General features: G+C 69.2%; 22 protein-coding genes and 6 pseudogenes. 8 read left to right on the forward strand and 20 right to left on the reverse strand.

What is annotated here, in order from left to right; translation table 11 throughout:
• Window positions 1–146: pseudogene (locus ABZV31_RS20040) on the forward strand (IS5/IS1182 family transposase); the annotation flags it as partial.
• A gap of 18 nt (window positions 147–164) precedes the next feature.
• Here the strand turns inward: ABZV31_RS20040 and ABZV31_RS20045 are convergent.
• Window positions 165–425: pseudogene (locus ABZV31_RS20045) on the reverse strand (integrase core domain-containing protein); the annotation flags it as partial.
• A gap of 72 nt (window positions 426–497) precedes the next feature.
• Between ABZV31_RS20045 and ABZV31_RS20050 the strand changes: the two are divergent.
• Complete coding sequence (locus tag ABZV31_RS20050; protein ID WP_355895454.1) at window positions 498–998, forward strand: GAP family protein; 501 nt, start codon at window positions 498–500, stop codon at window positions 996–998.
• 67 nt (window positions 999–1,065) lie between these two features.
• On the opposite strand, the gene ABZV31_RS20055 is transcribed toward ABZV31_RS20050, so the two are convergent.
• Genes ABZV31_RS20055 through ABZV31_RS20065 form a run of 3 tightly spaced genes read right to left on the reverse strand, consistent with a single transcriptional unit; the run spans window position 1,066 to window position 3,921 of the window.
• Window positions 1,066–2,286: a cytochrome P450 gene (locus tag ABZV31_RS20055; protein WP_355895457.1), complete on the reverse strand. Its 1,221-nt coding sequence runs from the start codon at window positions 2,284–2,286 to the stop codon at window positions 1,066–1,068.
• A gap of 13 nt (window positions 2,287–2,299) precedes the next feature.
• Window positions 2,300–3,697 (reverse strand): FAD/NAD(P)-binding oxidoreductase, encoded by a 1,398-nt coding sequence (locus ABZV31_RS20060; protein ID WP_355895460.1) that lies wholly within the window; start codon window positions 3,695–3,697, stop codon window positions 2,300–2,302.
• On the reverse strand, window positions 3,694–3,921 hold the full coding sequence (locus tag ABZV31_RS20065; protein WP_355895820.1) for a ferredoxin: 228 nt from the start codon (window positions 3,919–3,921) through the stop codon (window positions 3,694–3,696). Before ABZV31_RS20065 ends, ABZV31_RS20060 begins: the two co-directional genes overlap by 4 nt.
• A 436-nt stretch (window positions 3,922–4,357) precedes the next feature.
• Between ABZV31_RS20065 and ABZV31_RS20070 the strand changes: the two genes are divergently transcribed.
• On the forward strand, window positions 4,358–5,197 hold the full coding sequence (locus ABZV31_RS20070; protein ID WP_355895463.1) for an SDR family oxidoreductase: 840 nt from the start codon (window positions 4,358–4,360) through the stop codon (window positions 5,195–5,197).
• Window positions 5,198–5,208: 11 nt separating this feature from the next.
• On the opposite strand, the gene ABZV31_RS20075 is transcribed toward ABZV31_RS20070, so the two are convergent.
• The gene (locus ABZV31_RS20075; RefSeq protein ID WP_355895823.1) at window positions 5,209–7,026 is read right to left on the reverse strand and encodes a glycoside hydrolase family 15 protein; all 1,818 of its coding nucleotides are present in this window, start codon (window positions 7,024–7,026) and stop codon (window positions 5,209–5,211) included.
• A gap of 218 nt (window positions 7,027–7,244) precedes the next feature.
• A pseudogene (locus ABZV31_RS20080) lies at window positions 7,245–7,409 on the reverse strand (transcriptional regulator); the annotation flags it as partial.
• Between the two features lie 297 nt (window positions 7,410–7,706).
• Here ABZV31_RS20080 and ABZV31_RS20085 point away from each other — a divergent pair.
• Window positions 7,707–8,501 (forward strand): IS5 family transposase, encoded by a 795-nt coding sequence (locus ABZV31_RS20085; protein WP_355895465.1) that lies wholly within the window; start codon window positions 7,707–7,709, stop codon window positions 8,499–8,501.
• Between the two features lie 25 nt (window positions 8,502–8,526).
• On the opposite strand, the gene ABZV31_RS20090 is transcribed toward ABZV31_RS20085, so the two are convergent.
• The 12 genes from ABZV31_RS20090 to ABZV31_RS20145 all read right to left on the reverse strand — a co-directional run bounded on the left by ABZV31_RS20090 (window position 8,527) and on the right by ABZV31_RS20145 (window position 21,830).
• Complete coding sequence (locus tag ABZV31_RS20090) at window positions 8,527–8,982, reverse strand: hypothetical protein (protein ID WP_355895468.1); 456 nt, start codon at window positions 8,980–8,982, stop codon at window positions 8,527–8,529.
• Window positions 8,983–9,073: 91 nt separating this feature from the next.
• Window positions 9,074–10,477, reverse strand: a complete 1,404-nt coding sequence (locus ABZV31_RS20095) for an NF041680 family putative transposase (RefSeq protein ID WP_355895470.1) — start codon at window positions 10,475–10,477, stop codon at window positions 9,074–9,076.
• A 230-nt stretch (window positions 10,478–10,707) separates the two neighbouring features.
• Window positions 10,708–11,850 carry a pyrroloquinoline quinone biosynthesis protein PqqE gene (pqqE, locus tag ABZV31_RS20100; RefSeq protein WP_355895472.1) on the reverse strand — a complete coding sequence of 381 codons (1,143 nt, stop codon included), beginning with the start codon at window positions 11,848–11,850 and terminating at the stop codon, window positions 10,708–10,710.
• Window positions 11,843–12,172 carry a pyrroloquinoline quinone biosynthesis peptide chaperone PqqD gene (gene pqqD, locus ABZV31_RS20105; protein ID WP_355895475.1) on the reverse strand — a complete coding sequence of 110 codons (330 nt, stop codon included), beginning with the start codon at window positions 12,170–12,172 and terminating at the stop codon, window positions 11,843–11,845. Before pqqD ends, pqqE begins: the two co-directional genes overlap by 8 nt.
• A 5-nt stretch (window positions 12,173–12,177) precedes the next feature.
• A complete protein-coding gene (gene pqqC / locus ABZV31_RS20110) occupies window positions 12,178–12,876 on the reverse strand; it encodes a pyrroloquinoline-quinone synthase PqqC (RefSeq protein ID WP_355895478.1) in 699 nt (232 codons plus the stop codon).
• A 4-nt stretch (window positions 12,877–12,880) separates the two neighbouring features.
• Window positions 12,881–13,768 (reverse strand): pyrroloquinoline quinone biosynthesis protein PqqB, encoded by an 888-nt coding sequence (gene pqqB, locus ABZV31_RS20115; protein WP_355895481.1) that lies wholly within the window; start codon window positions 13,766–13,768, stop codon window positions 12,881–12,883.
• Between the two features lie 110 nt (window positions 13,769–13,878).
• Window positions 13,879–13,974: a pyrroloquinoline quinone precursor peptide PqqA gene (pqqA, locus tag ABZV31_RS20120; RefSeq protein WP_355895484.1), complete on the reverse strand. Its 96-nt coding sequence runs from the start codon at window positions 13,972–13,974 to the stop codon at window positions 13,879–13,881.
• A gap of 48 nt (window positions 13,975–14,022) precedes the next feature.
• On the reverse strand, window positions 14,023–15,726 hold the full coding sequence (locus tag ABZV31_RS20125; protein ID WP_355895487.1) for a PQQ-dependent dehydrogenase, methanol/ethanol family: 1,704 nt from the start codon (window positions 15,724–15,726) through the stop codon (window positions 14,023–14,025).
• A gap of 16 nt (window positions 15,727–15,742) precedes the next feature.
• Window positions 15,743–16,204 (reverse strand): MSMEG_3727 family PQQ-associated protein, encoded by a 462-nt coding sequence (locus ABZV31_RS20130; protein WP_355895490.1) that lies wholly within the window; start codon window positions 16,202–16,204, stop codon window positions 15,743–15,745.
• A gap of 334 nt (window positions 16,205–16,538) precedes the next feature.
• Window positions 16,539–18,683, reverse strand: coding sequence for a catalase/peroxidase HPI (gene katG / locus ABZV31_RS20135; protein ID WP_355895826.1), 2,145 nt, complete (start codon window positions 18,681–18,683; stop codon window positions 16,539–16,541).
• Between the two features lie 135 nt (window positions 18,684–18,818).
• Window positions 18,819–20,159: a LytTR family transcriptional regulator DNA-binding domain-containing protein gene (locus ABZV31_RS20140; protein ID WP_355895492.1), complete on the reverse strand. Its 1,341-nt coding sequence runs from the start codon at window positions 20,157–20,159 to the stop codon at window positions 18,819–18,821.
• 1,341 nt (window positions 20,160–21,500) lie between these two features.
• Complete coding sequence (locus ABZV31_RS20145) at window positions 21,501–21,830, reverse strand: MBL fold metallo-hydrolase (protein WP_355895495.1); 330 nt, start codon at window positions 21,828–21,830, stop codon at window positions 21,501–21,503.
• 704 nt (window positions 21,831–22,534) lie between these two features.
• Between ABZV31_RS20145 and ABZV31_RS20150 the strand changes: the two are divergent.
• The 3 genes and pseudogenes from ABZV31_RS20150 to ABZV31_RS20160 form a co-directional block, all read left to right on the forward strand.
• Window positions 22,535–23,313: pseudogene (locus ABZV31_RS20150) on the forward strand (nitrate reductase subunit alpha); the annotation flags it as partial.
• 2 nt (window positions 23,314–23,315) lie between these two features.
• Window positions 23,316–23,531 (forward strand): annotated as a pseudogene (locus ABZV31_RS20155) (respiratory nitrate reductase subunit gamma); the annotation flags it as partial.
• Between the two features lie 186 nt (window positions 23,532–23,717).
• Window positions 23,718–24,089, forward strand: a complete 372-nt coding sequence (locus ABZV31_RS20160; RefSeq protein WP_355895497.1) for a hypothetical protein — start codon at window positions 23,718–23,720, stop codon at window positions 24,087–24,089.
• A gap of 15 nt (window positions 24,090–24,104) precedes the next feature.
• Here the strand turns inward: ABZV31_RS20160 and ABZV31_RS20165 are convergent, their stop codons facing one another.
• Both ABZV31_RS20165 and ABZV31_RS20170 read right to left on the reverse strand, forming a co-directional pair.
• Complete coding sequence (locus ABZV31_RS20165) at window positions 24,105–24,893, reverse strand: SDR family oxidoreductase (protein WP_355895500.1); 789 nt, start codon at window positions 24,891–24,893, stop codon at window positions 24,105–24,107.
• 5 nt (window positions 24,894–24,898) lie between these two features.
• On the reverse strand, window positions 24,899–25,912 hold the full coding sequence (locus ABZV31_RS20170; protein ID WP_355895502.1) for an NADP-dependent oxidoreductase: 1,014 nt from the start codon (window positions 25,910–25,912) through the stop codon (window positions 24,899–24,901).
• 300 nt (window positions 25,913–26,212) lie between these two features.
• Between ABZV31_RS20170 and ABZV31_RS20175 the strand changes: the two are divergent.
• Window positions 26,213–26,527, forward strand: a pseudogene (locus ABZV31_RS20175) (AMP-binding protein); the annotation flags it as partial.
• Window positions 26,528–26,534 lie beyond the last annotated feature (7 nt).

Below are 26,534 nucleotides of genomic sequence, written 5' to 3' on the forward strand. Positions count from 1 at the left end.
GCAACACGGTTGAACGGGCCATCAACAGAATGAAGGACTGGCGCGGCATCGCCACCCGCTACGACAAGACGCCCGAGAGCTACCTCGCCGGACTCCATCTCCGCGCAGCGACCATCTGGATCGGCAGCCTCCTGCAAGCCCGTTGATCACAACTGAAGACAGGCCTAGGTGTATTGCCCTGAGAGGTTAGGAACGCGGCTGGCGGGTGGCTGGCCTTTCAGCGCGGTGTGTCCGCGGTGGTGATTGTAGGTGTGCAGCCAGTCGGGGAAGGCGTCGCGTCGTTGTTGTTCTGACCGGTAGGGGCGGGTGTAGGCCCACTCGTCGAGCAGAGTGCGGTTGAACCGCTCGACCTTGCCGTTCGTCTGCGGCCGGTAGGCGCGCGTGCGCTTGTGCGTGATGCCGGCTGCGGCCAGGGCATCGCGCCACAGACGGGGTGCTGTTCGCCCTCGCCTGGGTTCTGGGGCTCGCCGCGCTCGGCGCGATCATGCTGGCCGTCGGTGCTCACGGGCGGAGCCTCGACCCACAAGCACCCGGCCACCTGGGTCGGAGCCCTCAAACTCGCCCTGGGCGCACTCCTCGCCCTCTTCGGCGCCCGTCAGTGGCGGCGTCGCCCCAAGAACTCCGCCCAGGCACAGCTGCCGAAGTGGATGGCGGCGATCGACCGCTTCACCCCCGCCAAGATCCTCGGCCTGGGGCTGCTGTTCTCGGCGGCCAACCTCAAGAACGCGCCCCTGACCATCGCCGCGGGTGCCTCGATCAGCTCTGCCGGGCTCCCCGTACCCCAGCAGATCGCAACGCTCGCGATCTTCGTGGTCATCGCCTCCCTGGGAGTGCTCGCACCACTCGCCGTCTACCTGGTCATGGGCGACCGTGCCACCACCGTTCTCGCCGGCTGGCGGGACTGGGCCGCGCAGCACAACGTCGCCGTCATGGCCGCCCTGTTCTTCGTGCTCGGCCTCAAACTCCTCGGCGACGGCATCGGCATCCTCGTGACCTGAGGAGCCATGCCGACCAGGCCGGACCCGGCTCGCAGGACCCGTATGCCCAAGGCCCTCGGCTCTCGCGCTATGCGTCGCCCTGCTCGATGTGCAGATGGATCGGACCACGGAGAACGGGACTGCGCCGGTACGGCGGCGGGTCGGCGACCAGCCTGGGCCGGTCGAGGCGGCGTACGAGCTCGGTCAGCGCGATCTGGGTTTCCCGCCGGGCCAGCGGGCCGCCGAAGCACAGGTGGATGCTGCTGCCGAAGCCGAGGTGCTGGTTGTCGCGCCGATCGGGGTCGAAGCGGTCGGGCTCGTGGAAGCGCTTCGGATCGCGGCTGCCCGAGGCCAGCATGAGCATGATCTGCGAACCCTTGGGGATGACGGTGTCATCGACGGTGATATCGCTGTATGCCGCCCGCCAGGGGATGATGTGCACGGGGGGTTCGTAGCGCAGCAGTTCCTCGACCAGCGGTACGACAAGGTCGGGTTCGTCGCGCAGTCGCTGCAGCACTGGAGGGTGGCGCAGCAGCGTCAGCATGCCGTTGGTGATGAGGTTGACGGTGGTCTCGTGGCCGGCGATCAGCAGCAGGTTGGCGGTGGAGACGATCTCTTCGTCGGTCATCCGCCCGTCGGGCCCGTCATCGTTGGCCAGCCGGGACAACAGGTCGTCGCCCTGCCCGCCGTGGCGTTGCTCCAGCAGCCCGCCGAGGTACTGGCGCAGTTCCTTGCGGGCCTGCACGCCCTTGTCCAGCTTTTCCTTCGGATCGGTCTTGGGGTCGTAGTCGATCGAATTGATGATGTCGTTCACCCACAGGTGGAACCTCGGTTCATCCTCGCGCGGCACGCCGAGCAGGTGGCAGATCACGGCGACGGGGAACGGGTAGGCGAAGTCGTCGACGATGTCGATCTGCTCCTTGTCCGAGAAGTCGTCGATCAAGCCGCTGACGGTAGCGGTCAGGGCGGGTTCCATGCCGGTGACCAGCCCCGGGGTGTGCGGGGGGCCGAAATGGCGCATTGCCATACGCCGCAGGCGGTCGTGCTCGGGCGGGTCGAGGTTGATGAACGCGGGCGTGGTCTGCTCCTCGGCTCCGGCCGTCGGATGCGCGAGATTGCGGGTGTCCGAGCTCAGGTGCGGGTTGTGCAGTATGTCTGTGATCTCGCGATAGGTGCTGATGACGTAGCTGCCGTCCTCCTGCCGGGCCACCGGCGTCTTGCGCAGTTCGGCGTACAGCGGGTACGGGTCGGCCCGGGAGGAGTAGTCGAGGATCCGGCGCAGCATGCCGGGCGTCTCGGTCGTGGTCATCTCGCTTTCCCTCCTACCGGTGGTGCTGGTGTACGGCCGTGACGCGTCGCTCGCTCGGGTCGTGGCCGGTGACGACCACGGTGGCGCCCTGGGCGAGCAGGACGGGGCCGGGGAAGTCGACGGGCACCGGTTTCATGTCGGCGGGCTGGTCGGGCGTGGGACAGGGCGGCGGGAAAGGCGCGGCCGTCTCGATGAGGCTGCGGTAGTGGTCCAGCCACTTCGCGTTGTTGAAACTCACTGCCGCGGTGACGCGGCCCCGATAGCCGTACGCGGCGACGAAACGGCGGTCGGGCACCGATCCCTGGGTGACAACCACCTCGTCGGCGAAGGTCGGCACGCCGACGGACTTGATGTTGACCCCGAACTGGATCGACCAGAACAGCGGGATGGACAGGTGCGGCCAGCGGTCCGCCTGGCCACTGACCATGTTGTGCGCCGCGACCTCGGCCTGCTCCACGGCGTTGGCCCAGTGCTCCAGCGAGATGAGCCGGTATTCGTAGACCGGGTTCGGGCAGCGTGCCACGTCTCCGGCAGCGAAGACATCGTCGGTGACCAGGCCGTTGAGGTCGAGGGCGCGACAGCCCGTGTCGCAGGCGATGCCCCAGACGCCTGCCGCCAGTCCCGAGTCCCGCAGCCACTCGGTGTTGCGGATGCCACCGAGTGCCACCACCGCCACATCGGCGTCGATCGTGCTGCCGTCGTCGAAGTGAGCACGGCGAAGCCGCCGCCCCTGCGCGTCGCCCTCCAGCCGGGTCACCTTGACACCACAGCGCAGGTCCACACCGTGTGCGCGCTGCATGTCCGCCGCGACCTCACCGATCATGGCGCCGAGCGCCCCGACCAGCGGGGCCGGCGCGAGTTCGGCGACGGTTACCGGGATGCCCCGCTCGCGGCACATGGACGCGATCTCGGAGCCGGTGAATCCCGCGCCGATGACCAGTACCCGGGAGGGCCCGGCGGCGAGGGCTCGCTGGAGACCCTCGGCGTGTTCGCGCGTACGCACGACGAAGACCCCGTCCAGAGCCGCCTCGCTCTCGACGAACCACGGCCGGGCCCGGACCCCGGTGGAGATCAGCACCCGGTCGAAGGGAACCTCACGTCCGTCGGCCAGCCGCACGTGGTTGGTCGCCAGGTCCAGCCCACTGGCGGGCACGCCCAGCAGCCACTCCGCATCGATCTCCCGACGGCGCGGCAGCTTGGTGTCCGCGGCCGGCACCCACCCGGTCAGTACCTGCTTGGAGAGGGGAGGTCGGTCGTAGGGCTCGCCCAGCTCGTCACCGATCATGGTCAACGATCCGGTGAAACCCTCGTCCCGCAGCGCCTCCGCGGCCCGCAGCCCCGCCAGTGACGCCCCGACGACCACGATGCGGCCCTCGCGCTTGAACGCTTGCAGATTGTCGGCGCTGGTCATGACGGCGCCGCCTCGGCCGGTGCGTCCCGTCCCTCCAACTGATCGACCAGAATCGCCTGGACCGGGCAGGCCGCCGCGGCGCGCAGCACCTGGTCCCGCCGGGCGTCATCGGGGTTCGGGTCGTACATCAGCGCTTCCTCACCGTGCATCCGGAACGCTTCCGGAGCCAGGAAGGCGCACTGCGCATACCCTTCACATCGGGAAAGATCAACGACAACTCGCATCCCAACCTCCACGGGGACTGCAAGCTGCGGGCCCGGAAGCCAGCGCCATTGCGGCGCCCAAGGCGCGAAACGGCTGGCGAGAAGGGACTTGGCCGTTGCCCACCTCGGCGGACTGCGAGGGGGTGCACCGCGCTCATCGGGTCACCGCAGAAAGAACTGGATATCGCGTACAAGGCGACCGGCGGGTGAAACCGCTCAGGGATCTTGACCTTCCTCCAGTTCAGCCTATCCCGCACACACATGGCCCGCACCCCGGGAAAGGGCTGCCCCGCCGATCGGCGCCGAGCCCATGTCGAGGCCCGGCTGTGTTCGACCGATCGGCGCAACCTGCCCGCGCCCGGCGTGTGGCCTTGGCTTTCGGATGGTTCGGTGTCGACAGGAGCCGACCGGACTCACATGAGGTCCCACGGTCAGCCAGTCGAGGAGGAGAACCAGCGTGAGCGTGACTCAGGGAGCCCCGCAGGGCGTCATTCCCGCGCAGCTGCTGAAAGGCCAGAAGGCACTGGTCACCGGCGCGAACTCGGGCATCGGCAAGGCGACGGCCATCGGTCTGGGACGTGCCGGAGCCGACGTGGTCGTGAACTACGTCGCCGGGCGCGACGAGGCCGAGCAGGTGGTCGAGGAGATCTCCAGGTTCGGGGTGCGCGCGGCAGCGTACGAGGCCGATGTGTCCCAGGAGGACCAGGTCGCCGCGATGATGGAACGGATGGTCCAGGAGTTCGGGACCATCGACATCCTCGTGGCCAACGCCGGGCTGCAACGCGACGCCCCGTTCACCGAGATGACGATGGCCCAGTGGCAGAAGGTGCTGGACGTCAACCTCACCGGCCAGTTCCTGTGCGCTCGGGAGGCGACGAAGGAATTCCTGAGACGGGGGGTCGTCCCGGAGGTGTCGCGAGCCGCCGGGAAGATCATCTGCATGAGCTCGGTGCACCAGCTCATCCCCTGGGCCGGCCACGTCAACTACGCGTCCTCCAAGGGCGGCGTGCAGATGATGATGGCAACGCTCGCCCAGGAGCTCGCGCCCCACAGGATCAGGGTCAACGCGATTGCTCCAGGAGCCATCAGGACGCCCATCAATCGCGATGCCTGGGACAGTCCCGATGCCGAGAAGGACCTGTTGCAGCTGATCCCTTACGGGCGCGTCGGTGATCCGGAGGACATCGCCCACGCGGCCGTCGGGCTCGCCTCTGACCTCATGGACTACGTGGTAGGTACCACCCTCTACGTGGACGGCGGCATGACCCTCTTCCCTGGCTTCGCCACCGGCGGCTGAACCGCTGGTCCTCAGTCGCGCTGCTGGTCGAGTGCGTCGTCCAGGGTGGTGGCGGCCATGATCAGCGACAGATGGGTGAACGCCTGCGGGAAGTTGCCCAACTGCTCACCAGTGGGCCCGATCTCCTCCGCGAACAGGCCGACGTGGTTGGCGTAGGTCTGCATCTTCTCGAAGGCGTAGCGCGCCAAACGAGTGCGCCCGGCGCGAGCAAGAGCGTCCACGTAGAGGAAGGTGCAGAGACTGAACGTGCCTTCGGAGCCCCGCAGACCGTCCGGCGAGGCCGCAGGGTCGTAGCGGTACACGAGGCTGTCCGACACCAGCGTGCGCTCCATCGCGTCCAGGGTCGACAGCCAGCTCGCCGTCCTGGGAGCCAGGAACCCGACACGCGGAATGAGCAGCAGCGACGCGTCGAGGACATCGCCTCCGTAGTGCTGAACGAGGGCCTGCTCCTTCTCGTTCCAGCCCCGCTCCATCACCTGTTCGAGGATCGCGTCGCGAGCCGCGGTCCACCGAGGAGCGTCCGCGGGACGGCTGGTTTCTCTCGCCAGACGCAGCCCCCGGTCGAACGCCACCCACGACATCATCCGACTGAAGGTGAAGTCCTTGCGCCCACCCCGGGTCTCCCAGATGCCCTCGTCGGGGCGATCCCAGGAATCAGCGAGCCAGTCCAGCGTCCGCGCGAGGTTCTTCCAACCGTGATAGCTGCCTCCCATGGCAGCCTCATGCCCTTCCGACAAGCCGTAGAGTGCCTCCCCGTAGATGTCCAGCTGCAGCTGATCGGCCGCCGCGTTCCCGGCCCGCACCGGATGTGAACCCCGATAGCCCTCGAAGTGCGAGAGAACCTCTTCCGACAGCTCGGGGTCCCCGTCGACGCGGTACATGATCTGCAGCGGCTCGCCATCGACGCCCTCCCGCGCCTGGAGGCGCTCCCCCATCCAGTGCGTGAACTGCGCGGCCTCCTCGGCGAACCCCAGGTCGAGCAGGGCACGCACGGACAGGGAGCCGTCACGGACCCAGGTGTAGCGGTAGTCCCAGTTGCGTTCACCACCGACCTGCTCGGGCAGACCCATGGTCGCGGCGGCGACGGGCGCACCCGTGGGTGCGTAGGTGAGCAGCTTGAGCGTGATGGCCGAGCGGTGCACCACACCCGGCCACCGGCCGCGGTACCGGGAGGAGCGCACCCAGCGCTGCCAGAAGTCCACCACGTCCCAGAACCGCTCCACCGCCCGGTCCGGGGTGACCGGCGGCGGGGGGTCGTCATCGGGCCCGCCGACGGTGAACACCGCCGCGGCCACCTCTCCCGCCCTCAAGGTCACCGCACCCCGCACGTCCGTACCGTCCTGCTGCACGGGGAAGGTGCTTTGCAGATAGGCGGTGACGTTCGGTGTCCGGAACGTGGCGGTGCTGTCCTGCACGTCGAGATGGTGGGTGGCCCGGCCGTAGTCGAAGCGCGGGCGGCACTCCAGAGTGAAGTGCACCGTTCCACGCACCGCCCGCACGCCGCGCATCAGTACATGTCTGCCAGTGGGGGTGCCGGTGCGATCCGGTGGCATGCAATCGAAGACCTCGCCGACCCCGTCCGGCGACATGAACCGCGTCACCAGGACCGCGGTGTCGGGGTAGTAGAGCTGCTTGCAAACGGTGTTCCGATCAACCGGCGCGAACAGGAAGTACCCGCCGCGGTCGTGATCGAGAAGGGCGGCGAAGACACTGGGCGAGTCGAACCGGGGAGCCGCGAACCAGTCGACGACCCCCTGAGACGAGACCAGAGCAGCAGTCTGCAGGTCGCCGACCAGACCGTGATCGGCAATAGGCGGATAACGGTCCATGATCATCTCGCTTCCCTGATGCCCCTGATTCCACTGTCCGCCGTGTGCGGTGAGGTTGCCACGTGACGCGGGTACGAGCGTGCGAGAGAATCCGGTGGGGTTGCGTCCACCGAAGTGGTGTACGCATTCGACCGAGACCGTAGGGGCAAGGCATCCAATGACGACGGCAGTCCCTCCTCATCATGGGCTTGGTCGTCCAGCCCGACGCCCTGACGCGCTCAAAGCACCAGGGACGGTGGGGCGACCGTTCGTGCGCGCTCGTAGAGGTCCCGCGCTGTCGTGTTCTTCACGTGGGGGCGCAGGAGGCCGAACATGGTTTTGATCCGGTCGTCGGCGCGGCCGGACTGGACCATGGGGTAGTCGTCGAGTGCCTGGTGCCAGGTGGCGCATGTGACTTCTCATCAAGGGTGAGAAGCCGTATCTCAACCGATCATGGAACGGGCGGGTCGAACAGGTTTCCCGCCGGGGTGATCTTCCCGTTGTACGCGCATGAAGACAGGGCCTCTCGGTAGCTCGGGGATGCGAATCTAACCGAGCGGTGCCGGGAGGCCCTGGTGTCGTTGTTGTACGCGTCCGAACCCGTTCAGTTCAACTCCGCTGCTCCATCGTGTGATTGCCTCGCGCATGTGTACGGCAACGCGGCCGACCATCCGGACCGGGAACGCCGGTATCCCTCCGACATGTCGGACGCGGAATGGGCGGCCATCCGGCCTTTGCTGCCGGTGCCGGCCTGGCTCCAGGGCCGGGGCGGGCAGCCCGAGGGCTACTGCCACCGCCAGATGCTGGACGCGATCCGTTATCTGGTCGCAGGCGGGATCTCCTGGCGGGCGATGCCCGTGGACTTCCCTGATTGGGGCCGGGTTTACGCCTTCTTCCGCCGCTGGCGCGAGCACGGGCTGATCACAGAGTTCCACGACCGGCTGCGCGGACGGGTGCGTGAGCGGGAGGGCCGTGAGGCGGAGCCCACGGCAGGGATCATCGATGCGCAGTCGGTGAAGGCCGCGGCCTCGGTGCCGTCCGTCTCGCGCGGCTGGGACGGCGGGAAGAAGGTGGGCGGCCGCAAGCGGCACATCGTGACCGACTGCCTCGGCCTGCTCCTGGTCGTCGCGGTGACCGCCGCGAACATCGGCGACCGCGACGCCGCGACGGGCCTGCTGACCCGGCTGCGCCGCCTGCACCGCGACATCTGCCTGGTCTGGGCCGACGGCGGTTACACCGGCGGCCTGGCCGGCTGGTGCCGGCAGAAACTCGCGCTCACCCTTCAGGTCGTCAAGCGCACCGACGATATGGAGGGGTTCGTGGTGCTGCCGAGACGCTGGGTGGTAGAGCGCACGTTCGCGTGGTTGATGCATTCGCGCCGGCTGGCCCGGGACTACGAGACGTTGCCGGCCAGCAGCGAGGCCATGATCCGGTGGTCGATGGTCACGCGGATGAGCCGGCGCCTGGCACGGCCGCGGGCCGCCGGCCGGCGCTGAACATCCCCGACGTCTCCTGCACGAGTCACCCGCGCTCTGCCAGGCGCCTGGCCTTCGAGCGCACCCCCTCGACCTTCGCCGACGTCGTTTGAAGGCCCAGCTCCACCGTGATCTCCTTGGCCTTCAGCGGTCCTTGGCCCGCCGGCTGCCGCTCGTCGAGCACGCCCAGGATCCGCTGGTAGTCCGGCGCCAGCACCGTCACCGGCAATCCTTCGCGCCAAGGTGGCACGATCGATCCCGGCACCGGCGCGGGCGAGGGCACGGTTTCCTGCTCCGCCTCGGTGTCGGTCACGGCGGTGGTCTCGGCAGCCGAGGCTGCCAGGGCCTCGACCAGCTCTTCCCGCGCGATCACCCGTCGGTCCAGCTCGATTTCCGCGGCCTCCAACACCCCAGCCAACCGGGCGACTTCCTCCCGCAGCCCTTCCACCCGCACACGGGCCGCTGTCTCCCGCTCCTCCAGCATTCCCAGCACCGACGCCATCGCGCACCCCTCGCTCACGGAGCGGAAACAAGACGCCGGATGCCTCTCTCATTCGGAGCTAGACCATGCCTGACCAGCAGAAATCAAGCGATCATGTTCGGTTGAGATACGGCTTCGGCCTGGCCCGGTGTTTGTTCTTCGAGCCTGCAGGCCGTCCCGGCCCTGGCCGGGACGGTTTCGGTGCGGCCGCTGGACGGGCCGTGGTCGCGTGGACGTTGCGAAACCCCCGCCGCACCCGGGCCGGGGTGAGTCGGCGGGGCTCGGCCGGTCGTTCCCAGGGGCGGCGTAGGTCCTCGGCGAAGGGCCGGGCGAGGCGGAGCTGGGTGTGGGCGGCGATGATGAGCCAGGTCCACAGGTCGGCGGTGTCCGCGTGGCGGACCTTCGGTGCGGTCCAACCGAGGGTCTGTTTCATGAGCCGGAAGGTGTGCTCGAGGTCGAATCTGCGGAGGAAGGACTGCCACCAGCGGTCCACGTCCGCCGGTGTGGCGGCGGTGGCCGAGCACCACAGCCAGACCGGCTTCGGGTCGCGGTCGCCCGGCAGGCGCTCGACCTTTAGACGGATCAACGTGCCGTGCAGGACGGGTAGTTCCTCTTTCGCGTGGTCCAGCCAGGGGCCGCGGTGGGTGAGTCGGGGGTGCATCCGGTCCCAGGCTCTGGCCTCGGCCTTGCCGTAGCGGGTGGTGTCCGTGACCGTGGTGACCTCGGGTTCGTGCCAGCTGTCGGGCTTGGCGAAGGTCAGGACGCCGCCGTGCCGGCGCGGCCGTCCGCCCTTCGGCCCGCAGCGGGCGGGACCGGGGTCGCGGAGCATGACGCGGTCCGAACGCAGGCGTCCGACCAGGACGACGGGCAAGTCCGCCAGGGCGTGGGAGAGGTAGGCCACGTCGTAGCCGGAGTCCATGACGATCCAGATCTCCGGATCACCCGCCCGCCACTGCTGGGCCTGGATCAACCGCTCGACGGCGTCGCGCAGTTGGGCAGCGGTGACAGTGGTCGCGTCGTCCGCTGGCCCGAGGCGCACGGCGTCCAGCAACGCGACCCAGGAGGTCCGGCCGGTCTCCAGAGCGGCGACGAAGGAGTACGGCCAGCCCGGCACGAACTGATCCCGACTGCGGGCACCGCGTCCGTAGACGTGGCAGAACAGCCGGTCCTCGCTGGTCGGGGCGTCGGGGCGGAGCCAGTTGCTCACGTCCACAGCCAGCACGATCCGCCCGTCGGCCGCCCTGGGCAGCGGCAGGCCCGCCAGCGCGCGCCGCAACCGGGCCGGCTCCGCCCAGCCCCGGTCCAACGCCGCGTACATCGCCCCGTGCCCGCGCCGGTGCTCGACCGCCAGCGACAGCTCGACCAGCGTCTTCACCGGCCCGTCCGCACACAGCACCGCGTCGGTGAGCTCGAAGAGCGCATCCGCGCGGGCGTAAAGGCACTCGTAGAACTCGACCCGAAAGCGGGACAAGACGTCGAACGCCTCGCCCGCGGGCGCGTGGACCGGGAGACTCATACGCAGCGGCCGTTCTCTCGTGCTTCGTGACTCGACATCTCGAAGCGTGGAGAACGGCCGCCTTCGCTGTCCCGAGAAAAACCGCAGATCAGCAGGTCGGGTGACAGGCGAGGTTAAACGTCAAGCTTAGACACCGTCTAAAAACCCCGGGAGCAGGCTCAGCCCGCTCTCCACCGGGAGGCAGGCCAGCCGGCGGGCAGGGGATCAGCGGAAGATCGTCGGCCCGCGAGTCAGCGTTGACGGCCTCGACCGACCGGGCGACCAGGTCGTGGTTGGGCGACAGGCGGCAGACCGGATCGGTGCGAGCGGGGGACCAGCGGAAGACCGTCGGCCCGCGAGCCAGCGTTGGCGGCCTCGACCGCCCGGGCGACCAAGTCGTGGTCGGGCGACAGGTAGCAGACCGGGTCGGTGCGAGCGGGGTCACCAGTGAGCAGGAACGCCTGGCAGCGGCACCCGCCGAAGTCCAGCTCCCGCCGGTAGCAGCTCCGGCAGGGCTCCGGCATCCAGTCGGTCCCCCGGAAGGCGGTCATCACCGGGGACTCGGCCCAGATCCGCTCCAGTGAGTCCTCCCGCACGCTGGCCCGCGGCAACGGCAGGGACTGGGCGGCCGGGCAGGGCAGAACGTCGCCGTTCGGCGTCACGGTCAGTTGCCGGGAGGCCCAGCCGCCCATGCAGGGCTTGGGGTAGCGGCTGTAGTAGTCGGGGATGACGTAGATGACGTCCATGCGGTCCCGCAGCCGCTCGCGGGCGGCCCGCACGACGACCTCGGCCGCCTCGAGCTGGGCCCGGCTCGGCAGCAGCGCGTCACGGTTTCGCCAGGCCCAGCCGTAGTACTGGGTGTTGGCCAGCTCCACGCGGTCGGCGCCCACCTCCTCGGCCAGCCTGAGCACGTCGGCGACGCGGTCGATATTGTGCCGGTGCAGCACCACGTTCATGGTGAGCGGCCAGCCCAGCTCCTTGACCACGCCCATCGCCTCGATCTTGCGTTGGAAGGACGGGGTCCCTGCGATCCGGTCGGACACGGTCGGTTCGTCGGCCTGGATACTGATCTGCACGTGGTCCAGGCCGGCGGCCCGCAGCTGCTCGGCCCTCGGACGCGAGAGCCCGAGGGCGCTGGTCACGAGGTTGGTGTAGAGGCCCAGGTCGTGGGCGTCCGCCACGATCTCCACCAGGTCGCGCCGCAGCAGCGGTTCCCCGCCGGACAGGTGGCACTGCAGAATCCCGAGGTCGCCGGCCTCGACGAGCACCCGCCGCCACTCGTCGGTGGCCAGCTCGTCCTGGTAGCCGGCCATGTTCAGCGGGTTGGAGCAGTACGGGCAGGCCAGCGGGCAGCGGTAGGTGAGCTCGGCGAGCAACCCGAACGGGCTATCCATCGGTGAGCTCCATCCAGCGACGGGCGACGAGCCGGGTCAAGAACTGCCGCACCTCGTCACCGGGGACGGTCTGGTAGCGGGCGCCCAGCTGGGTCACGATCTCGGCCACGGTGTGCCGCCCGTCGCACAGTTCGAGGATGGCCGCGCCGCTGCCGTTGAGAACCACCACCGTCTCGGGGTGCAGCAGGATCTGACGCTGCCTGGTCCGGCAGAAGGTCAGCCGGACATGGGGCGCCAACCGGGGCCGGTCCGAGCGGGACACCTCGACGCCGGGTCCGGTCCTGGTTCTGGTCTGGGTCGTTCCGCTGCGGGTCGGGTCCATGGTGGTCACTCCGGGTAGGCCTGGTCAATGGCGTCCATCAGGCTCCACAGGACGTCGCACTTGAACGACAGCGCGTCGACGGCGCGCGCCTGGGACTCGGCGGAGAGGCAGTGCGACGTGACCACCTCGAGGGCGTGCTCGCAGTCGCGAGGAGCCTGCTCCAGGCGGGCGCGGAAGTAGGCAAGACCCTCGGGGTCGATCCACGGGTACCAGCGCTCGAATGCGGCCAGCCGTGCCGCCATCAGGTCGGGCGCGAACAGCTCGGTGAGTGAGGACGCCACCGCCTCCACCCACGGGCGGGTCCGGGCGAAGTTCACGTAGGCGTCGACGGCGAACCGCACCCCCGGTACCAGGTGCCGGTGGTCCCGGACCTCTTCGCGGGTCAGCCCGGCGGCCTCGCCGAGGCGCAGCCACGCCTCGATGCCGCCCTCGCCGGCGGCGGTGCCGTCGTGGTCGACGATCCGTCGGATCCAGCGGCGGCGGACCTCGAGGTCGGGGCAGTTGGAAAGGATCGCGGCGTCCTTGCGAGGGATGTTTTCCTGATAGTAGAAACGGTTGGCCACCCAGCCTCGGATCTGCCGGCGGCTCAGTCGGCCGGCGTTCATCCGGAGGTGGAAGGGGTGCTGGTCGTGGTACCGCCGCGAGTGGGCCCGCAACGTCTCGACGAAGCCGTCGGCGCCGGTTCTGGTGGTTGTTGTCGTCACGGCTCTACACCCGGACCTCGAGGCCGTCCATGGCCACTTCCATGCCGCTCTCCTCCACGGTACGCCGCTCGGGCGTGTCCTCCAGGAGGATCGGGTTGGTGTTGTTCATGTGCACGAAGACCGTCCGCCCCACGCCCAGCGACGGGAGCTGCGCCAGGCTGCCGTCCGGGCCGTCGATGGGCAGGTGGCCCATCTCCCGGGACGTCTTGCCGGCCAGGCCGAGCCGTACGAGTTCGTCGTCGCGCCAGCAGGTCCCGTCGATCAGCAGGCATGCGCAGCCCTCGATCTCCACGCGCAGCGCCGGTGTCAGCGATTGCACCCCTGGCAGGTACACCAGTGTCCCCCCGCTGCGCTCGTCGGTCAGCCGGTAGCCCACGACGCGGCCGTGGTCCGCCCCGGCTCCGAACCGGGCGCGCTTGGTGGTGGGCACGTCGAACGCCCGGCAGGACAGCCCGTCCGCCAGGGCAAGGCCGGTGCCGGGGATCACTGCCCGCCACTCGACCGGGCAGTAGCGCTCGAGCGTGCGCAGAATCCCCGAGCCGTCACACAGGGTCTTTTGCACCGCCGGCGTGGCGTACAGCCGCAGGGCGCGGGCCTCGCGCAACAGAAGCAGGCCCAGCGTGTGGTCCAGCTCGGCGTCGGTGAGCAGCACCGCCTCCAGCGGCGTCGTCCGGTCGTCGTGCGGGTGCAGGCCGGGGAAGGACTCGATCTGGGTGCGGACGTCGGGCGAGGCGTTGATGAGGAACCAGCGGCGGCGGTCGGCGCTGACCGCGACCGACGACTGGGTGCGCGCGAGGCCGCCCCGGGAGCGGACCGAGGCGCACACCGGACAGCCGCAGTTCCACTGCGGGGAGCCGCCCCCCGCCGCCGAGCCCAGCACTCGCAGCAACACGCCGACACTCCGTTCATCGAAGATCCGGGTCCGTCGCCAGCCCGGCCGTCTGTGGCCGGGCCCGAGCCGCCGGAGGGCGCCGGACCAGGTCCGGCGCCCTCCTACGTCCGCTACTCCTCCAACCGATCGAGGTACATGGTCACTTCGGCCGCGACTGTGATCTCGTCGAACTCGGGCGTCTCCCACACATCGAGCTGAGACTCCATGGATCCACCTCCTGTCTGCCCGGATTACGGCAGCCTCCGGGGCACGCGTCACGACGATTCCGGGAGGGCGAAGACGATCAGGGCGCTTCCGTGCCCCGCGCCGAGCATGCCGGGGAGGAACCCCTCGGCCCATCCGCCCCAACCGACCGGCACGGCGATGTACTGCCTGCCGTCGACCATGTAGGTGGTCGGGCTGCTGTGGTGGCCGCTTCCGCACTGGAACTGCCACAGCAGCTCCCCGGTGCGGGCGTCGAGCGCGTTGAACTCCCCGGAGGCTTCACCGGCGAACACCAGGTCACCGCCGGTGGCCAGCACCGAGGCGCACATCGGGAGTTCGTTGCGCCAGCGCCACTTCTCCTCGCCGGTGGCGTCGAACGCGCTGATGGACCCCGCCATGTCCTCGATGTCCACCTGAACGCCCGCGCCCCAGTACGGAATGCTCTCCTTGAACTCCCGGCGCCGCCGGGTTGCCGTGGCTCCGGTGTCCTGGACCGGGACGTAGAAGAGCCCGGTCTTCGGGCTGTAGGCCGCATGGGTCCATTCCTTGGCGCCGGCCGGACCCGGGTAGAAGTGGACCGGTTCTCCCTCCTTGTCCGGGTACACCTTGGCCGTCACCTGGCCGTCCCTCGTGATCGCCCCCCACGTGATCCGGTCCACGAAGGGAGTGATCTGGACCCTCTCGCCGTTCGTGCGGTCAAGGACGAAGAAGTAGCCGTTCTTGTCGAAGTGTCCGAGCAGTTTGCGCCCGTCCTGCTCGAACAGGATGCACTCGGCGATGCTGTCGTAGTCCCACAGGTCGTGCGGGGTGCACTGGTAGTGCCAGCGGATCCGTCCGCTGTCCACATCGACGGCGATGACGCTGTCGGTGAAGAGGTTGTCGCCCTCGCGGACGCCTCCGTCGAAGTCGGGCCCCGGGTTGCCGGTGCCGACGTACAGCAGGTTCGTCTCCGGGTCGAAGGTGCCGGTGACCCAGCAGTTCGCCCCGCCCCGTGCCCAGGCCTCGCCGTCGGCGGGCCAGGTCTCCGAGCCGGGCTCCCCGGGCTTCGGCACCGTGTAGCAGCGCCACTGGTGCTCGCCGGTTTCGAGGTCGAACGCGTCGAGGTGGCCGCGTACGCCGAACTCGCCGCCGGAACTCCCGACGATGACCATGTTCTTCACGATCAGCGGGGCGACCGTGGCGCTCTCCCCGGCCCGGACGTCTCCGTAGGTCTTGTCCCAGACCCGCTTGCCGGTGGTGGCGTCGAGCGCGAGCACACGGGCATTCGCCGTGACGAAGAAGACCTTCCCCTGAGCCACGGCTACCCCTCGGTTCACGTTCCCGCAGCACAAGGACACGTCGAAGGGGACCGCATGCTTGTACCGCCAGATCTCCACACCCGTCTTCGCGTCGAGGGCCCAGACCCAGCCGTCCCAGCCGGAGAGGAACATGACCCCGTCGACGATGATTGGGGCGGCCTCGAACGAGTAGGTCGACGCGCCCGCGATCAGGCCGGTCGTGCCGGCCTGGAAGACCCATGCGGGGCCGATGCGCTTGACGTTCTCCGTGTTGATCTGGTCCAGCGGGCTGTACCGCTGCCCGTTGTAGGCGCCGTAGTAGGTGAGCCAGTTCTGGGGTTCCTCGCGGGCATTGAGTATGCGCTCGTAGTTGACGCCGGCCACTACCGGCGGCGCGACGTCCCCGCCCGCGACCTTGCCGCTCAGCTTCCCCTGGTCGACAGCCTCTCCCGCGTCCACGTAGTCGACGGTGGTCATTTGCTCCTCCTTCTTCCTACGGCCGCGGCTGTTCGGGACGGTCGAGGCGAGCCTCCGGCGGAGCGTCCCCCAGGACGACGATGGCACCGGTCAGCCCCCGGCCCTCGTCATTGCCCGTGGGCGAGCTGAACCAGTAGTAGCCAGGCCCGTCGAGGTTGAGGTGCGCCCGTCCTCGCGAATGGTTCACCAACCAGATGAACTTCCGGTCGCCATTGCTCGGCAGGAGCGCGCAGTGCGTGTTCTCGTCGTCATTGACGAGCTCGAGCTCGATATCACCGCCATGGGGCATGACCAGAATGGAGGGATCCCAGGTCAGCTCATCCGGGTGGATACGAATGGTGGCCTGCATGCGGCCTTCCGATCCCTCGGTGGCCTGCCCGATACTTCCGGTTCCCAGCACTTGTCCCAGCGATGCTTTGTTCTGTGCGGCCAACCCGAGCTTGTCCAGCAGGTCGGCTCGCTCCTGCGCGGTCGTCATCGGGGCTTCACTCCCCTCATCCCGAATCTCTGTTCATTCCGCATAGGCCGCGCTGACGGCGGCACGTCGCAGCCGGTTGCACACACCGCGAAATTCCCCTTTGGCATCGCCTGATGCCCGGCTGTAATCGGTACTCAAGGAGCGCGCCACGCCGAATGAATAGCACCGGAAAGGATGCGAAATCGGTAGTCAAGAAAGACGCTACGCCGGACGAATCACACCGACAAGGTGAGCCCTGGCTCGGGCCGGCTCATACCGTTCGTCCGCGACCATCTGCCGTTCGTACCCGATGTGCCGCCGTTGAGAGCAGCCGGGCCGCACTGCGACGCGTCGATCAAGCGAGGTCGTACCGATCGAGGTTCATGACCTTGGTCCATGCGGCGACGAAGTCCTGCACGAACCTCTCCCGTGCATCGTCGCTCGCGTAGACCTCCGCGACGGCACGCAGCTCGGAGTTCGAGCCGAAGACGAGGTCGACACGGCTACCGGTCCACTTGATCCCGCCAGTGGCGCGGTCGCGGCCCTCGAAGGTTTCGGCGGTCGCGGATGTCGGCTTCCATTCCGTGTCCGTGTCGAGCAGATTCACGAAGAAGTCGTTGTTCAGCGACCCGGGCGCCGAGGTGAAGACGCCCAGCGGCGACTGCTGGTAGTTGACGCCCAGCACCCGCAGGCCACCCACGAGGACGGTCATCTCGGGCGCGCTCAGGTTCAGCAGGTTCGCGCGGTCGACCAGCAGGTGCTCCGGCGGCAGCCGGCTGGCCTTGCCGCGGTAGTTGCGGAACCCGTCCGCGGTCGGCTCGAGCGGGGCGAAGGACTCCACATCGGTCCACTCCTGCGTGGCGTCCGTGCGTCCCGGACTGAAGGGGACCTGAACGGCGTGGCCAGCGGTCCTGGCGGCCTGCTCGACGGCGGCGGCTCCGCCGAGCACGATGAGGTCGGCCAGCGAAATCTTCTCGTCGCCGGTCTCGGAGCAGTTGAAGGACTCCTGGATCCCCTCCAGGGTTTGCAGCACCTGTGCCAGCGTGTCGGGGTCGTTGACCTCCCAGCCCCGCTGCGGTTCGAGGCGGATGCGCGCGCCGTTCGCCCCGCCACGCTTGTCGCTGGCGCGGAACGTCGAGGCCGACGCCCACGCGGTCGAGACGAGCTGGGAGACGGACAGCCCGGAGGCGAGGACCTGGCTCTTGAGCGCGGCGATGTCCGCCGCCCCGACGAGGTCGTGGTCCACGGCAGGGACCGGGTCCTGCCAGAGCAGCGTCTCCCGGGGAACCAGCGGTCCGAGATAGCGCTGGATCGGGCCCATGTCGAGGTGTGTCAGCTTGAACCAGACCCGGGCGAACGCATCCGCGAGCTGGTCCGGGTTCTCCAGGAAGCGTCGCGAGATCGACTCGTAGACCGGGTCCGACCGCAGCGCGAGGTCCGTCGTCAGAATTGTCGGGGCGTGTGTCGTCGACGGGTCGTGGGCGTCCGGCACGGTGCCGGCCCCGCCGCCGTCTCTCGGGATCCACTGCCACAGACCCGCGGGGCTCAGCTCCAGGTCCCACTCATAGCCGAACAGGGTCTCGAAGAAGCTGTTGTCCCATCTCGTCGGGGAGGGCGTCCACGTACCCTCGAGCCCGCTGGAGATGGCGTCCGCGCCCTTCCCGGTGCCGTAGCTGCTCTTCCATCCCAGGCCCTGCTCCTCGAGGGGGGCGCCCTCGGGTTCGGGGCCGAGGTAGGCGTCCGGGGCGGCCGCGCCGTGGGTCTTGCCGAACGTGTGGCCGCCGGCGATCAGCGCGACGGTCTCCTCGTCGTTCATCCCCATGCGCCGGAACGTCTCGCGGATGTCCCGGGCCGCGGTGAGCGGGTCCGGGACGGTGTTCGGTCCCTCCGGGTTGACGTAGATGAGGCCCATCTGGACGGCGGCCAAAGGGTGCTCCAACTCCCGGACGCCGCCGTAGCGTTCGTTGCCGAGCCAGGCGCGCTCGGGACCCCAGTAGATGTCCTCGTCGGGCTCCCAGACGTCCGGCCGGCCGCCGGCGAAGCCGAAGGTCGTGAAGCCCATCGTCTCCAGGGCGCGGTTGCCCGCGAAGATCATCAGGTCGGCCCACGAAATCTTGCGGCCGTATTTCTTCTTCACCGGCCAGAGCAGCCGGCGCGCCTTGTCGAGGTTGCGATTGTCCGGCCAGCTGTTCAGCGGCGCGAAACGCTGCATGCCCGCGCTCGCACCACCGCGGCCGTCGTCGATGCGGTACGTCCCGGCGCAATGCCACACCATCCGGATTACGAGCGGCCCGTAGTGGCCGAAGTCGGCCGGCCACCACTCCTGCGACGTCGTCAGCACCTCGTCGACGTCCCGCGCCAGGGCGTCGAGGTCGAGCGTGCGAAACTCCGCGGCGTAGTCGAAGTCCTCGCCCATGGGGTCGGCCATGACGGGGTGTTTCCGGAGGATCGTCAGGTCGAGCCGGTCCGGCCACGAGTCGCGGTTGCTCGCGCCGCCGATCGGGTGACTGCGGTGCACGGCCGGGACAGAGAGGCCGAGGCCGCCCGCGCTCACATCGTTCCTCTCGCCGACAACGGCGTCCGGGCTGTCAGACACGGCATTTTCCTTCCGGGAACAATGGTCGTGCCGGGGCACTCAGATGTCCAGCGCGCGACGCACGGCCGGCGCGTTCCGCCGGGAAACGGGCACCATCTCGTGCGTCCGGTCGTCCATGACCAGAGACAGCTCGCCCTTGAGCCCGCGCTCGATCTCCCGGATGCGGCTGAGGTTGACCACATACCGGCGGTGCACCCGCAGGAAGCCGACATCCGCCAGGTCACTGTCGAGCTTGTCCAGGCTCGGAGAGGCGGCTCGCAATCGCCCCTGATCGGTGGAGAGCCACACGTCGTTTCCCTGCGATTCGGCGAAGGAGACTTCCGGCAGCCGCAACAGCACCATCCGGTTGGCGCGCATCGCGACCAGTCGGCGCGGCTGCACCCGAGGGTGCGCGGGCCCCTCCGCCTGGGGCAACTGCGCCCCGTCGGAGGCGCCGAACGAGACCAGGTTCCCGATCAGGCGTCCGGATGAGAAGACGGGCCGGATGCTGATCGATGTCGGCTCGTCGGCGAGGTGGGCGAAGATCTGCGTCGAGCCGACCCAGTCAGGATTGTGGGCTGCCTGCCTGGTGGCGTACCGGGCGGCTGCGATCAATCCCGGCAGCCCGGGGTTCCATCGCAGCGTGGGGTCGACCGCTGGGGTGCATGCCGGGACGCCCAGGAGCACGCTTGCCATGTCGTCGGCGATCACCACCTTGCCCGCGGTGTCCACCGCGGCGAGCGCCGCACTGGAGCGTGCCCTGGCCTGGGTGTAGGCCGCGACCAGCTCGGCGCCGCTGTCCCGGGCGCGCCTCTTCAGCGGGTGCTGGGTCATGGTGGCCGCGTTCGCCAGCCAGCTTTCCGCGGACGCGGGAAGCGGGCTACGCCAGCAGCAGAGGTTCAGGACCGCGATTGGTTCCCTGGTCACCACGTCACGCACCGCGATGCCCGCGCAGACCCAGTTGTGGAACGCCTGGCACCAGTGCTCCGCGCCCCTGATCGGTACCGGGCCGTGCGCCTCGAGCGCCGTGCCCATGCCGTTCGTGCCGACCGCGCACTCGGACCAGCAGAACCAGGGCGCCAGATTGGAGTCGCCGGCTCTGGCGAGCGTGGCTTGATCACCCCACTCGGCCAGGATCCGGCCAGTGGCATCGGTGACGGTGACGACGCCACCGAGGTTGCCCACCTCATGTGCCACGGAGGCGGCACGGAAGCCCAGCTCAGCGAATACGACATCGTGCTCGGGCGTATGGTCGGGCTCCACGACGGCTACCGGAGCCTCTGTGAGGTGAGGGTCGACCCGGTATTGCTCCCGGCAGCGATGCCAGGAGATCGCCACCAGGGGCCGGACACCCGGGATGTGATCCTCGCCCTGCACGAACCGCTCCCACGCCGCGAGCACGGTGCCGCTGCCCAGGTTCGCCGAGATGGACTCAAGCCGATGTACATCCCTCATGGTTCAGAACCGCCCTTGGTTCATCCCCAACGCCCGACGGCGTTCGCACGGGTCCGCGCCGGTCGCCGCTCGTCGCGGCCGAGCCTACAGCGGAGTGGGCACTGCGTCGCGCGTCTTCCTGTTTCGTCACTCGTTCCAGGCTGTGTCACAGACCTGCACTCCCCACCCTAGGTACCGTTGTCGGCCTGCGCACCTCCCTCTCCGGGCCGTGTATGCGAAATGCCGCTTCCTGGCCAGCCGTGGAGGCCAGCCGTGGACAGCGCACCCGCGGGCGAGGTACGCGGCTCACAGCAGTCAGTCCACCCGGTGGAGCGGTACTCGGAGCAGCGCCTACGCCCAGCCGGACGCGCAAGTTTTCTTCCGGTAACGGCTTGGTGAGCCACGCGATGCGCTTTGTCCTCCTGCCGGTGAAGTCGCGGTCGACCAGGTCCGGCGGTCGGGGTGCCCACTGCTCCGGCACGGTGGCGCGGCACCGCCGGCCGCCGATGACGCCCTCGATGCCGAGGTCGGCCACAGCCGCTCGACGGCGCCGCGAGCCACGGCGACTCCTGCACCGCAGGGCGCGGGTGATCCGGCGGGCACCACAGGTGCCGTCGGGTTCGGCGTGGACGTGTTCGATCAGCGGCATGACCTGCTATTCCCGCCGACGCCGGGCCGACGTGGGGCCGCTTCTTGCGCGCGTAGCAGGGAGGAGGCCGACAGGTCCAGCACCCGGCAGGCCGACGTCGCCCGGAGACTCATTGCCCGCAGGTGTCGATCACCGGCTCAACCTCGTCCGGGGACGGTCAAGCTCGTTCGCGAAACACGGGCGGCGTTGAGAATCTCGCTCGCCCGCTTCTATGCGGCGTTTTCCTTGCGAGTTGTTTGAGTTCCTCACCCTCTGCGGTGGTCAGCCGGTCGCCACGTTCGCCGGCGTCGGGCTCGGCCTGACCTACCCGGCCGCACAGGGCTTCGGGACGGATGCCGAGGTCTCGCGCGATGTGCGCGATGGACCGGCCGGTGGCCTTGCCCTCACGAACCGCGCGTTCGCGCGCCATTTCGCGGGCCCGCTGTCGGGGCATCGGACGAACTCCTCGAGTAGGTCCGGGAGCATGCCTGACCGCTCCCGGACCCATGACTCGGCCAGCAGAAGGCCGCCCCTGCAGACTGATGCTGACCTGTTGCTGACCTCGACGCTCACGCTATGCGCCTGACCTGCGGGTTCGTCCAAGTATTAGATCTTGGACTTGAACAGAGTACGCAGCATTGAGTGCTCCCAGAATTCGGCTCCCTGCCTGCTGCTGCAGGTCAAGGGCATTTCTTCACTCTACAATGGCCCGCGGTCCGGCTGGGTTCCCGGCTGGGTTCCCGGCTGTTGTTTCCGTATTGAAGCTGACTGATGGCTGAAAGCCCCAGCCCCGCATCCGCGCTCTGCCGTCGGGTCTCGTCGTGCGACACGATTACGGTGCTCGGCCCGAGCAGGGAGTTCCCGAAGGTGTGGTCACTGTGGTGATGCGTGTTGACCAGCACTTCGGGCTCGCCGTGCGCCACGGACGCGACCGCCTCGCGGAGCAGCCGCGTACGGCGTTCGGTCGCCGCCGTGTCGACCACCGCCGCCCGGCCGTCCGACACCAGCACATCGGCGTTGTTCAGGCACCATCCCCGTCCGGCTGGAGATGGGCGAAGACCCCGTCGGCGACCTCTTCAAGCCTGGGCCTGTGCCGGTCCGGTCCGTCCGCCGGGGACTCACCAACAGGCCCCACGGGGCGGATGGTTGCCATGGCGGCCTCCTGGTCGGGCGTCGGGCTGGGAAGACGAGTCGGTACGCACTCAGCCCACCCTGTCGGCATCTGGTTCAGGCGTACTGGAGGCGCAATCCACTCGGCCGGTCCTCCCGCGCTGCGTCACCCGTCCCTGCAAGGCGCGGGTCACGTCCGCTGGAGTGGTGTATCGACGGCCACTCCAGCGGACGTGACCGGCAAGTCAGTGATCCGCACATCCGCAGTGATGCAGCAACCAGCTTGGCCACAGTAGCTGGACAGGTCCCGGGCAGCGGACTGACCAGCAGCGCAGCCCTCAATGACCACCCCACACCGATCGTTCGCATCGAGGTCTGGCCGGCATCCGTAGCTGGACATCAATGGCGGAGGGAACGCTCAGAGGCGACACGACCATCGCAGCCGACCGCGCCCGACCACCGCCAGAGGCGCCACCCAATCGAACTTCTCAAGGCGGTGGTCAGGCAGTACGCCGACGGCAGTGACGGCAACGCTGACGTAACGAGCGCAGACGATGACGGCACCCGGCAGACTGTCGCGGAGGTGGCGCGAACCTGCTGGGCCAGGTACACCGATCTGCCGTTCCTGGTCGCGGTGGAGGAGCGTGAGCCGGGCACGTACGCCCGGGCAAGTTCCTCACCGCCGCGGACCTCGGCGGCGAGCATGCCGCAGCCGAGCACGCGGAGTTCCGCACCGTGCTGCTGGATACGGCCACCGGCCCCGGTGGTGCCCAACGGGACGCTCGGCGACCGCTTCGGCGCTTCCGGTGCCGGGAAGTGGAACCTGGATCCCGGCGACGTCGATACGCTGCTGACGGCCGACGGCGGTGAGGAACCCGTGGCCGTCGCGGTCCCGCGGTTCGACGCCCCGGAGGGCGAGGCGGGGCGCCTGCTGCGCGGGGTGCCGGTGCGGCGGGTGGCCGGACACTGGTGACCACCGTGTTCGACCTGCTGCTGGCCCAGTACGGCGTGGCCCGGGACGGCCTGCCCGGCCGATGGCCCTACGGTTACGACGACGCCGCCGCACCGTACAGGCCGGCGTGGCAGGCCGCGATCACCGGGGTGGACTCGGAGAAGGCGGCACGGATCGCGCGGGAGTTCGCGGCCAACGCCGAGGAGTCACGGGGCCGTTCGATGATCGTCATGGGGGCGGGGACCAACCACTGGTTCCACTCCGACACCATCTACCGGGCGTTCCTCACTCCGACGACCCTGACGGGTTGCCTGGGCGTCAACGGCGGCGGCTGGGCCCACTACGTCGGGCAGGAGAAGGTCCGCCCCCTCACCGGCTACTCGGTGATCGCGACGGCGGCCGACTGGAACCGCCCGGCGCGGCAGATGATCTGCAGCCCGACCCGGACCGGATGACCGTCACCCCGCTGCTGTTCCAGCTCCACGCGATCAGCGCGATGCTGCTCTTCGCGTTCTGGCCGTTCACCCGCCTGGTGCACATGCTCACTGCGCCTCTGGGCTACCTCACCCGGCCGTACATCGTCTACCGCAGCCGCAACCCCCGACTCGGTACCCGCGTCCCGCGCCGCGGATGGGAACGCATCGGGTAATTCGCGGGGGGGTTCACCGGGGTCGGCGCCGCATCGGGTGCCGTACCGTGGCCGGAAGTGATCGTCCTTGCCGGGCGGCCGGGAGGTGAAGGACGGCCCGGTCACGTCGACCGAGGTGGCCCGGGCCAACACCCGGGCGCACCGTCCCCGCCCGGGACACGGCCTTTGCTCATAGGATCAGCATTCATGTCGAACCCTGATGAGCTGCTCGTTGCCATCGCGGCCACGGTGGAGTCGGAGCAAACCAATCAGATGTCCCTCACCGTCGTGGTCCACGGAGCTGTGATCACGGGCAGGCTGGCGCCCGAGAACGTGTGGAGGCAGCGAGTGGCCGAGGTCCTGAGGGACTCGGAGCGCCTCGGCCCGTTCGCCGGCACCGTGGCGCCGGCCGAGGGCACGGAGCCCCGCCGCACCGGGCCGCCCTCCCATCTGCATTTCCATGTTGCCAGGATCCTTCAGGGCCCGGTGGGCATCCCCGAGACGGGCGGGATGTACCGGATCGCCATCAAGGACGTGAGCGCCTGGACGGTGGGGGACTTCAGCTACTCGGACGAGTGAGCGGCCGGCTCCGGCTCAGCCGCTGGCGGCCTCGTCGATGCGCCGGCGGAGGCGCCGCATGCCGCGGAGCCAGCGTTCGGTGTCGTTGGCACGGAAGGCGTAGTGCTCCCGCACTTCCGGGTGGGGAAGGATGAGGAACCGCCCGTCCACGAGTCCCTCCACCACGGAGTCGGCCACTTGGCCGGGTTCGAGGACCTCGCCGGCGAGCACCGTCCGGGCGGCGGGGTCGGACTTCTCGTACATCTCGGTGCGCACGCCCAGCGGGCAGAGTACCTGGACCGTCAGTCCCTTGTCGCCGTAGGTCGCCGAGAGCCACTCGGCGAAGGCCAGCGCGCCGTGCTTGGTCACCGAGTACGGCGCCGATTCGAGGTGGGTCAGCAGGCCGGCGGCGGACACCGTGGCCAGCAGGTGTCCGCGTCCGCGTTCGAGCCACGGCCCGATCAGGTGGCGGGCCGCCCGCACGTGTCCCATGACGTTCACCTGCCAGACCCGGTCCCAGATCTCCTCCGGAGCGTGTTCCCCGCCGCCGGGCTCGATCCCCGCGTTGGCGCAGAACAGATCGATCTCGCCGAGGTGTTCGCGCGCCGCCGTCACCAGGGCCGCCACGCTCTCCTCGGCACTGGCGTCGCCCGGCACGGCGAGTCCGCCGACCTCGGCGGCCACCCGGGCCGCGGCGGCGCCGTCCAGGTCGTTGACCACGAGCCGGGCACCCTCGGCGGCGAATCGACGGGCGAGCGACGCGCCGATGCCCGACCCGGCGCCGGTGACGACCACGCCCGCGTTCTTGAGTTCCAGCGCTGCCATCTGCCTCACTCGCCTCCGACCTTCAGCACGAGCTTGCCGAGGTTCTCACCGCGGAACAGCCGCAGCAGGGTCTCGGGAAATGCCGCCACACCGCCGGACACGACGTCCTCGATCGACCGCAACCGGCCCGCCGCCCGCCATTCGGCCAGCTCGGCGATGCCCTCGGGGTACCGGTCGGCGTAGTCGAAGACCACCATTCCGGTCATGGTGGCGCGGTTGACCAGCAGCGACATGTAGTTGCTCGGTCCCTTGACCGGCTCGGTGTTGTTGTACTGGGAGACGGCGCCGCAGATGACCACGCGAGCGCCGTGCGCCAGCCGTACCAGCACGGCGTCCAGGATGTCTCCACCGACGTTGTCGAAGTAGACGTCCACACCGTCGGGGGCGTGCTCGCGCAGCGCCTTGCGCACGTCCTCGGCCTGGTAGTCGATCGCGGCGTCGAATCCGAACTCCTCGACCACCAGCCGGCACTTGCGCTCACCACCGGCGATGCCGACGACCCGGCAGCCCAGGATCTTGGCGATCTGGCCGACCACGCTGCCGACCGCCCCGGCCGCTCCGGAGACCACGACGGTCTGCCCGGGCTGGGGGCGTCCGACGTCGAGCAGGCCGAAGTAGGCCGTCAGGCCCGTCATGCCCAGAGTGCCGAGATACGTCGGCAGGGGTGCCAGTGCCGGGTCGACCTTGGTGACGCCGCGCCCGTTCGACAGGCAGTACTCCTGGACGCCGAACGTGCCCGACACATGGTCGCCGACCGCGAAGCCGGGGTGCCGGGAGGCGATGACCCGTCCCACCGCACCGGCGCGCATGACCTCGCCGATCTCCACCGGCGGGATGTACGACCTGCCGGCGTTCATCCAGCCGCGCATTGCCGGGTCGATCGACAAGTAGAGTACCTGGACCAGCAGTTCGCCCTCGCCCGGCTCGCCGACCGGCTCCTCGACGTGCTCCCAGTCGGTGGGTCGCGGTTGTCCGACGGGACGTGCGGCCAGGCGCACCTGGTGATTGATCCGGCTCATCTGCGGCGGCTCCTTCGGCTGTCATCGGTGGATCGGGCCGGCGGGGGTGGCCGGCAAGCCGCCATCGAGGCGTCGGCCCGCAGCCAGGCGCGTACCGACTGGTCGGTACGCGGTGGTGAGCGTACGGCGCCGCCGCGCCGAGGGCAAGGCACGGACAGGTGCCCGCGCGGTGTTGTGCGGGGCGCACAAGAGCCGCGCCGAGTGTCGTGACCCGCGCCCATGGGCCGTACGCACAGCGGATTCCCAGGGTCCTCATGTCGTTTCCCTCGTGGCGAGGGGAGCACGGAATCAGGAGCCGCCATGCATTTCGCCGCCCTTCCGGACCTGCGTGCTCAGCGCGATCCCGACGGACCCTGCGTCGCCGACGACGCGTCCGACCTGACCAATGCCCAGTTCCTCGCGCGCGTCGACCGGGCTGCCCGCATCCTGCGTGAGCGGGGAGTCCGCCCCGGCGGCGTGGTCGCAGTCATGCTGCCCAACCGTGTCGACTTCGTCGTGGCGTTGTTCGCCGCCTGGCGGCTGGGCGCGGCCGTGACACCGGTCAATCCGATGCCGACCGCGGCAGTGGCCGGGTACCAGATCCGCGACTCCGGCGCGGATGTGGTCGTCACCGACGGACCGT

The sequence above is a fragment of the Streptomyces sp. NPDC005202 genome (assembly GCF_040608235.1).
GTDB lineage: Bacteria > Actinomycetota > Actinomycetes > Streptomycetales > Streptomycetaceae > Streptomyces.

Excerpts from the sequence above, each read along its gene's own strand:
- ABZV31_RS20055 (WP_355895457.1), bottom strand. The coding sequence starts at position 2,286 with ATGACCACGACCGAGACGCCCGGCATGCTGCGCCGGATCCTCGACTAC.
- ABZV31_RS20060 (WP_355895460.1), bottom strand. The coding sequence starts at position 3,697 with ATGACCAGCGCCGACAATCTGCAAGCGTTCAAGCGCGAGGGCCGCATC.
- ABZV31_RS20065 (WP_355895820.1), bottom strand. The coding sequence starts at position 3,921 with ATGCGAGTTGTCGTTGATCTTTCCCGATGTGAAGGGTATGCGCAGTGC.
- ABZV31_RS20075 (WP_355895823.1), bottom strand. The coding sequence starts at position 7,026 with ATGGACCGTTATCCGCCTATTGCCGATCACGGTCTGGTCGGCGACCTG.
- ABZV31_RS20085 (WP_355895465.1), top strand. The coding sequence starts at position 7,707 with ATGTCGGACGCGGAATGGGCGGCCATCCGGCCTTTGCTGCCGGTGCCG.
- ABZV31_RS20090 (WP_355895468.1), bottom strand. The coding sequence starts at position 8,982 with ATGGCGTCGGTGCTGGGAATGCTGGAGGAGCGGGAGACAGCGGCCCGT.
- ABZV31_RS20095 (WP_355895470.1), bottom strand. The coding sequence starts at position 10,477 with ATGAGTCTCCCGGTCCACGCGCCCGCGGGCGAGGCGTTCGACGTCTTG.
- pqqE (WP_355895472.1), bottom strand. The coding sequence starts at position 11,850 with ATGGATAGCCCGTTCGGGTTGCTCGCCGAGCTCACCTACCGCTGCCCG.
- pqqD (WP_355895475.1), bottom strand. The coding sequence starts at position 12,172 with ATGGACCCGACCCGCAGCGGAACGACCCAGACCAGAACCAGGACCGGA.
- pqqA (WP_355895484.1), bottom strand. The coding sequence starts at position 13,974 with ATGGAGTCTCAGCTCGATGTGTGGGAGACGCCCGAGTTCGACGAGATC.
- ABZV31_RS20125 (WP_355895487.1), bottom strand. The coding sequence starts at position 15,726 with ATGACCACCGTCGACTACGTGGACGCGGGAGAGGCTGTCGACCAGGGG.
- ABZV31_RS20130 (WP_355895490.1), bottom strand. The coding sequence starts at position 16,204 with ATGACGACCGCGCAGGAGCGAGCCGACCTGCTGGACAAGCTCGGGTTG.
- ABZV31_RS20160 (WP_355895497.1), top strand. The coding sequence starts at position 23,718 with ATGTCGAACCCTGATGAGCTGCTCGTTGCCATCGCGGCCACGGTGGAG.
- ABZV31_RS20165 (WP_355895500.1), bottom strand. The coding sequence starts at position 24,893 with ATGGCAGCGCTGGAACTCAAGAACGCGGGCGTGGTCGTCACCGGCGCC.
- ABZV31_RS20170 (WP_355895502.1), bottom strand. The coding sequence starts at position 25,912 with ATGAGCCGGATCAATCACCAGGTGCGCCTGGCCGCACGTCCCGTCGGA.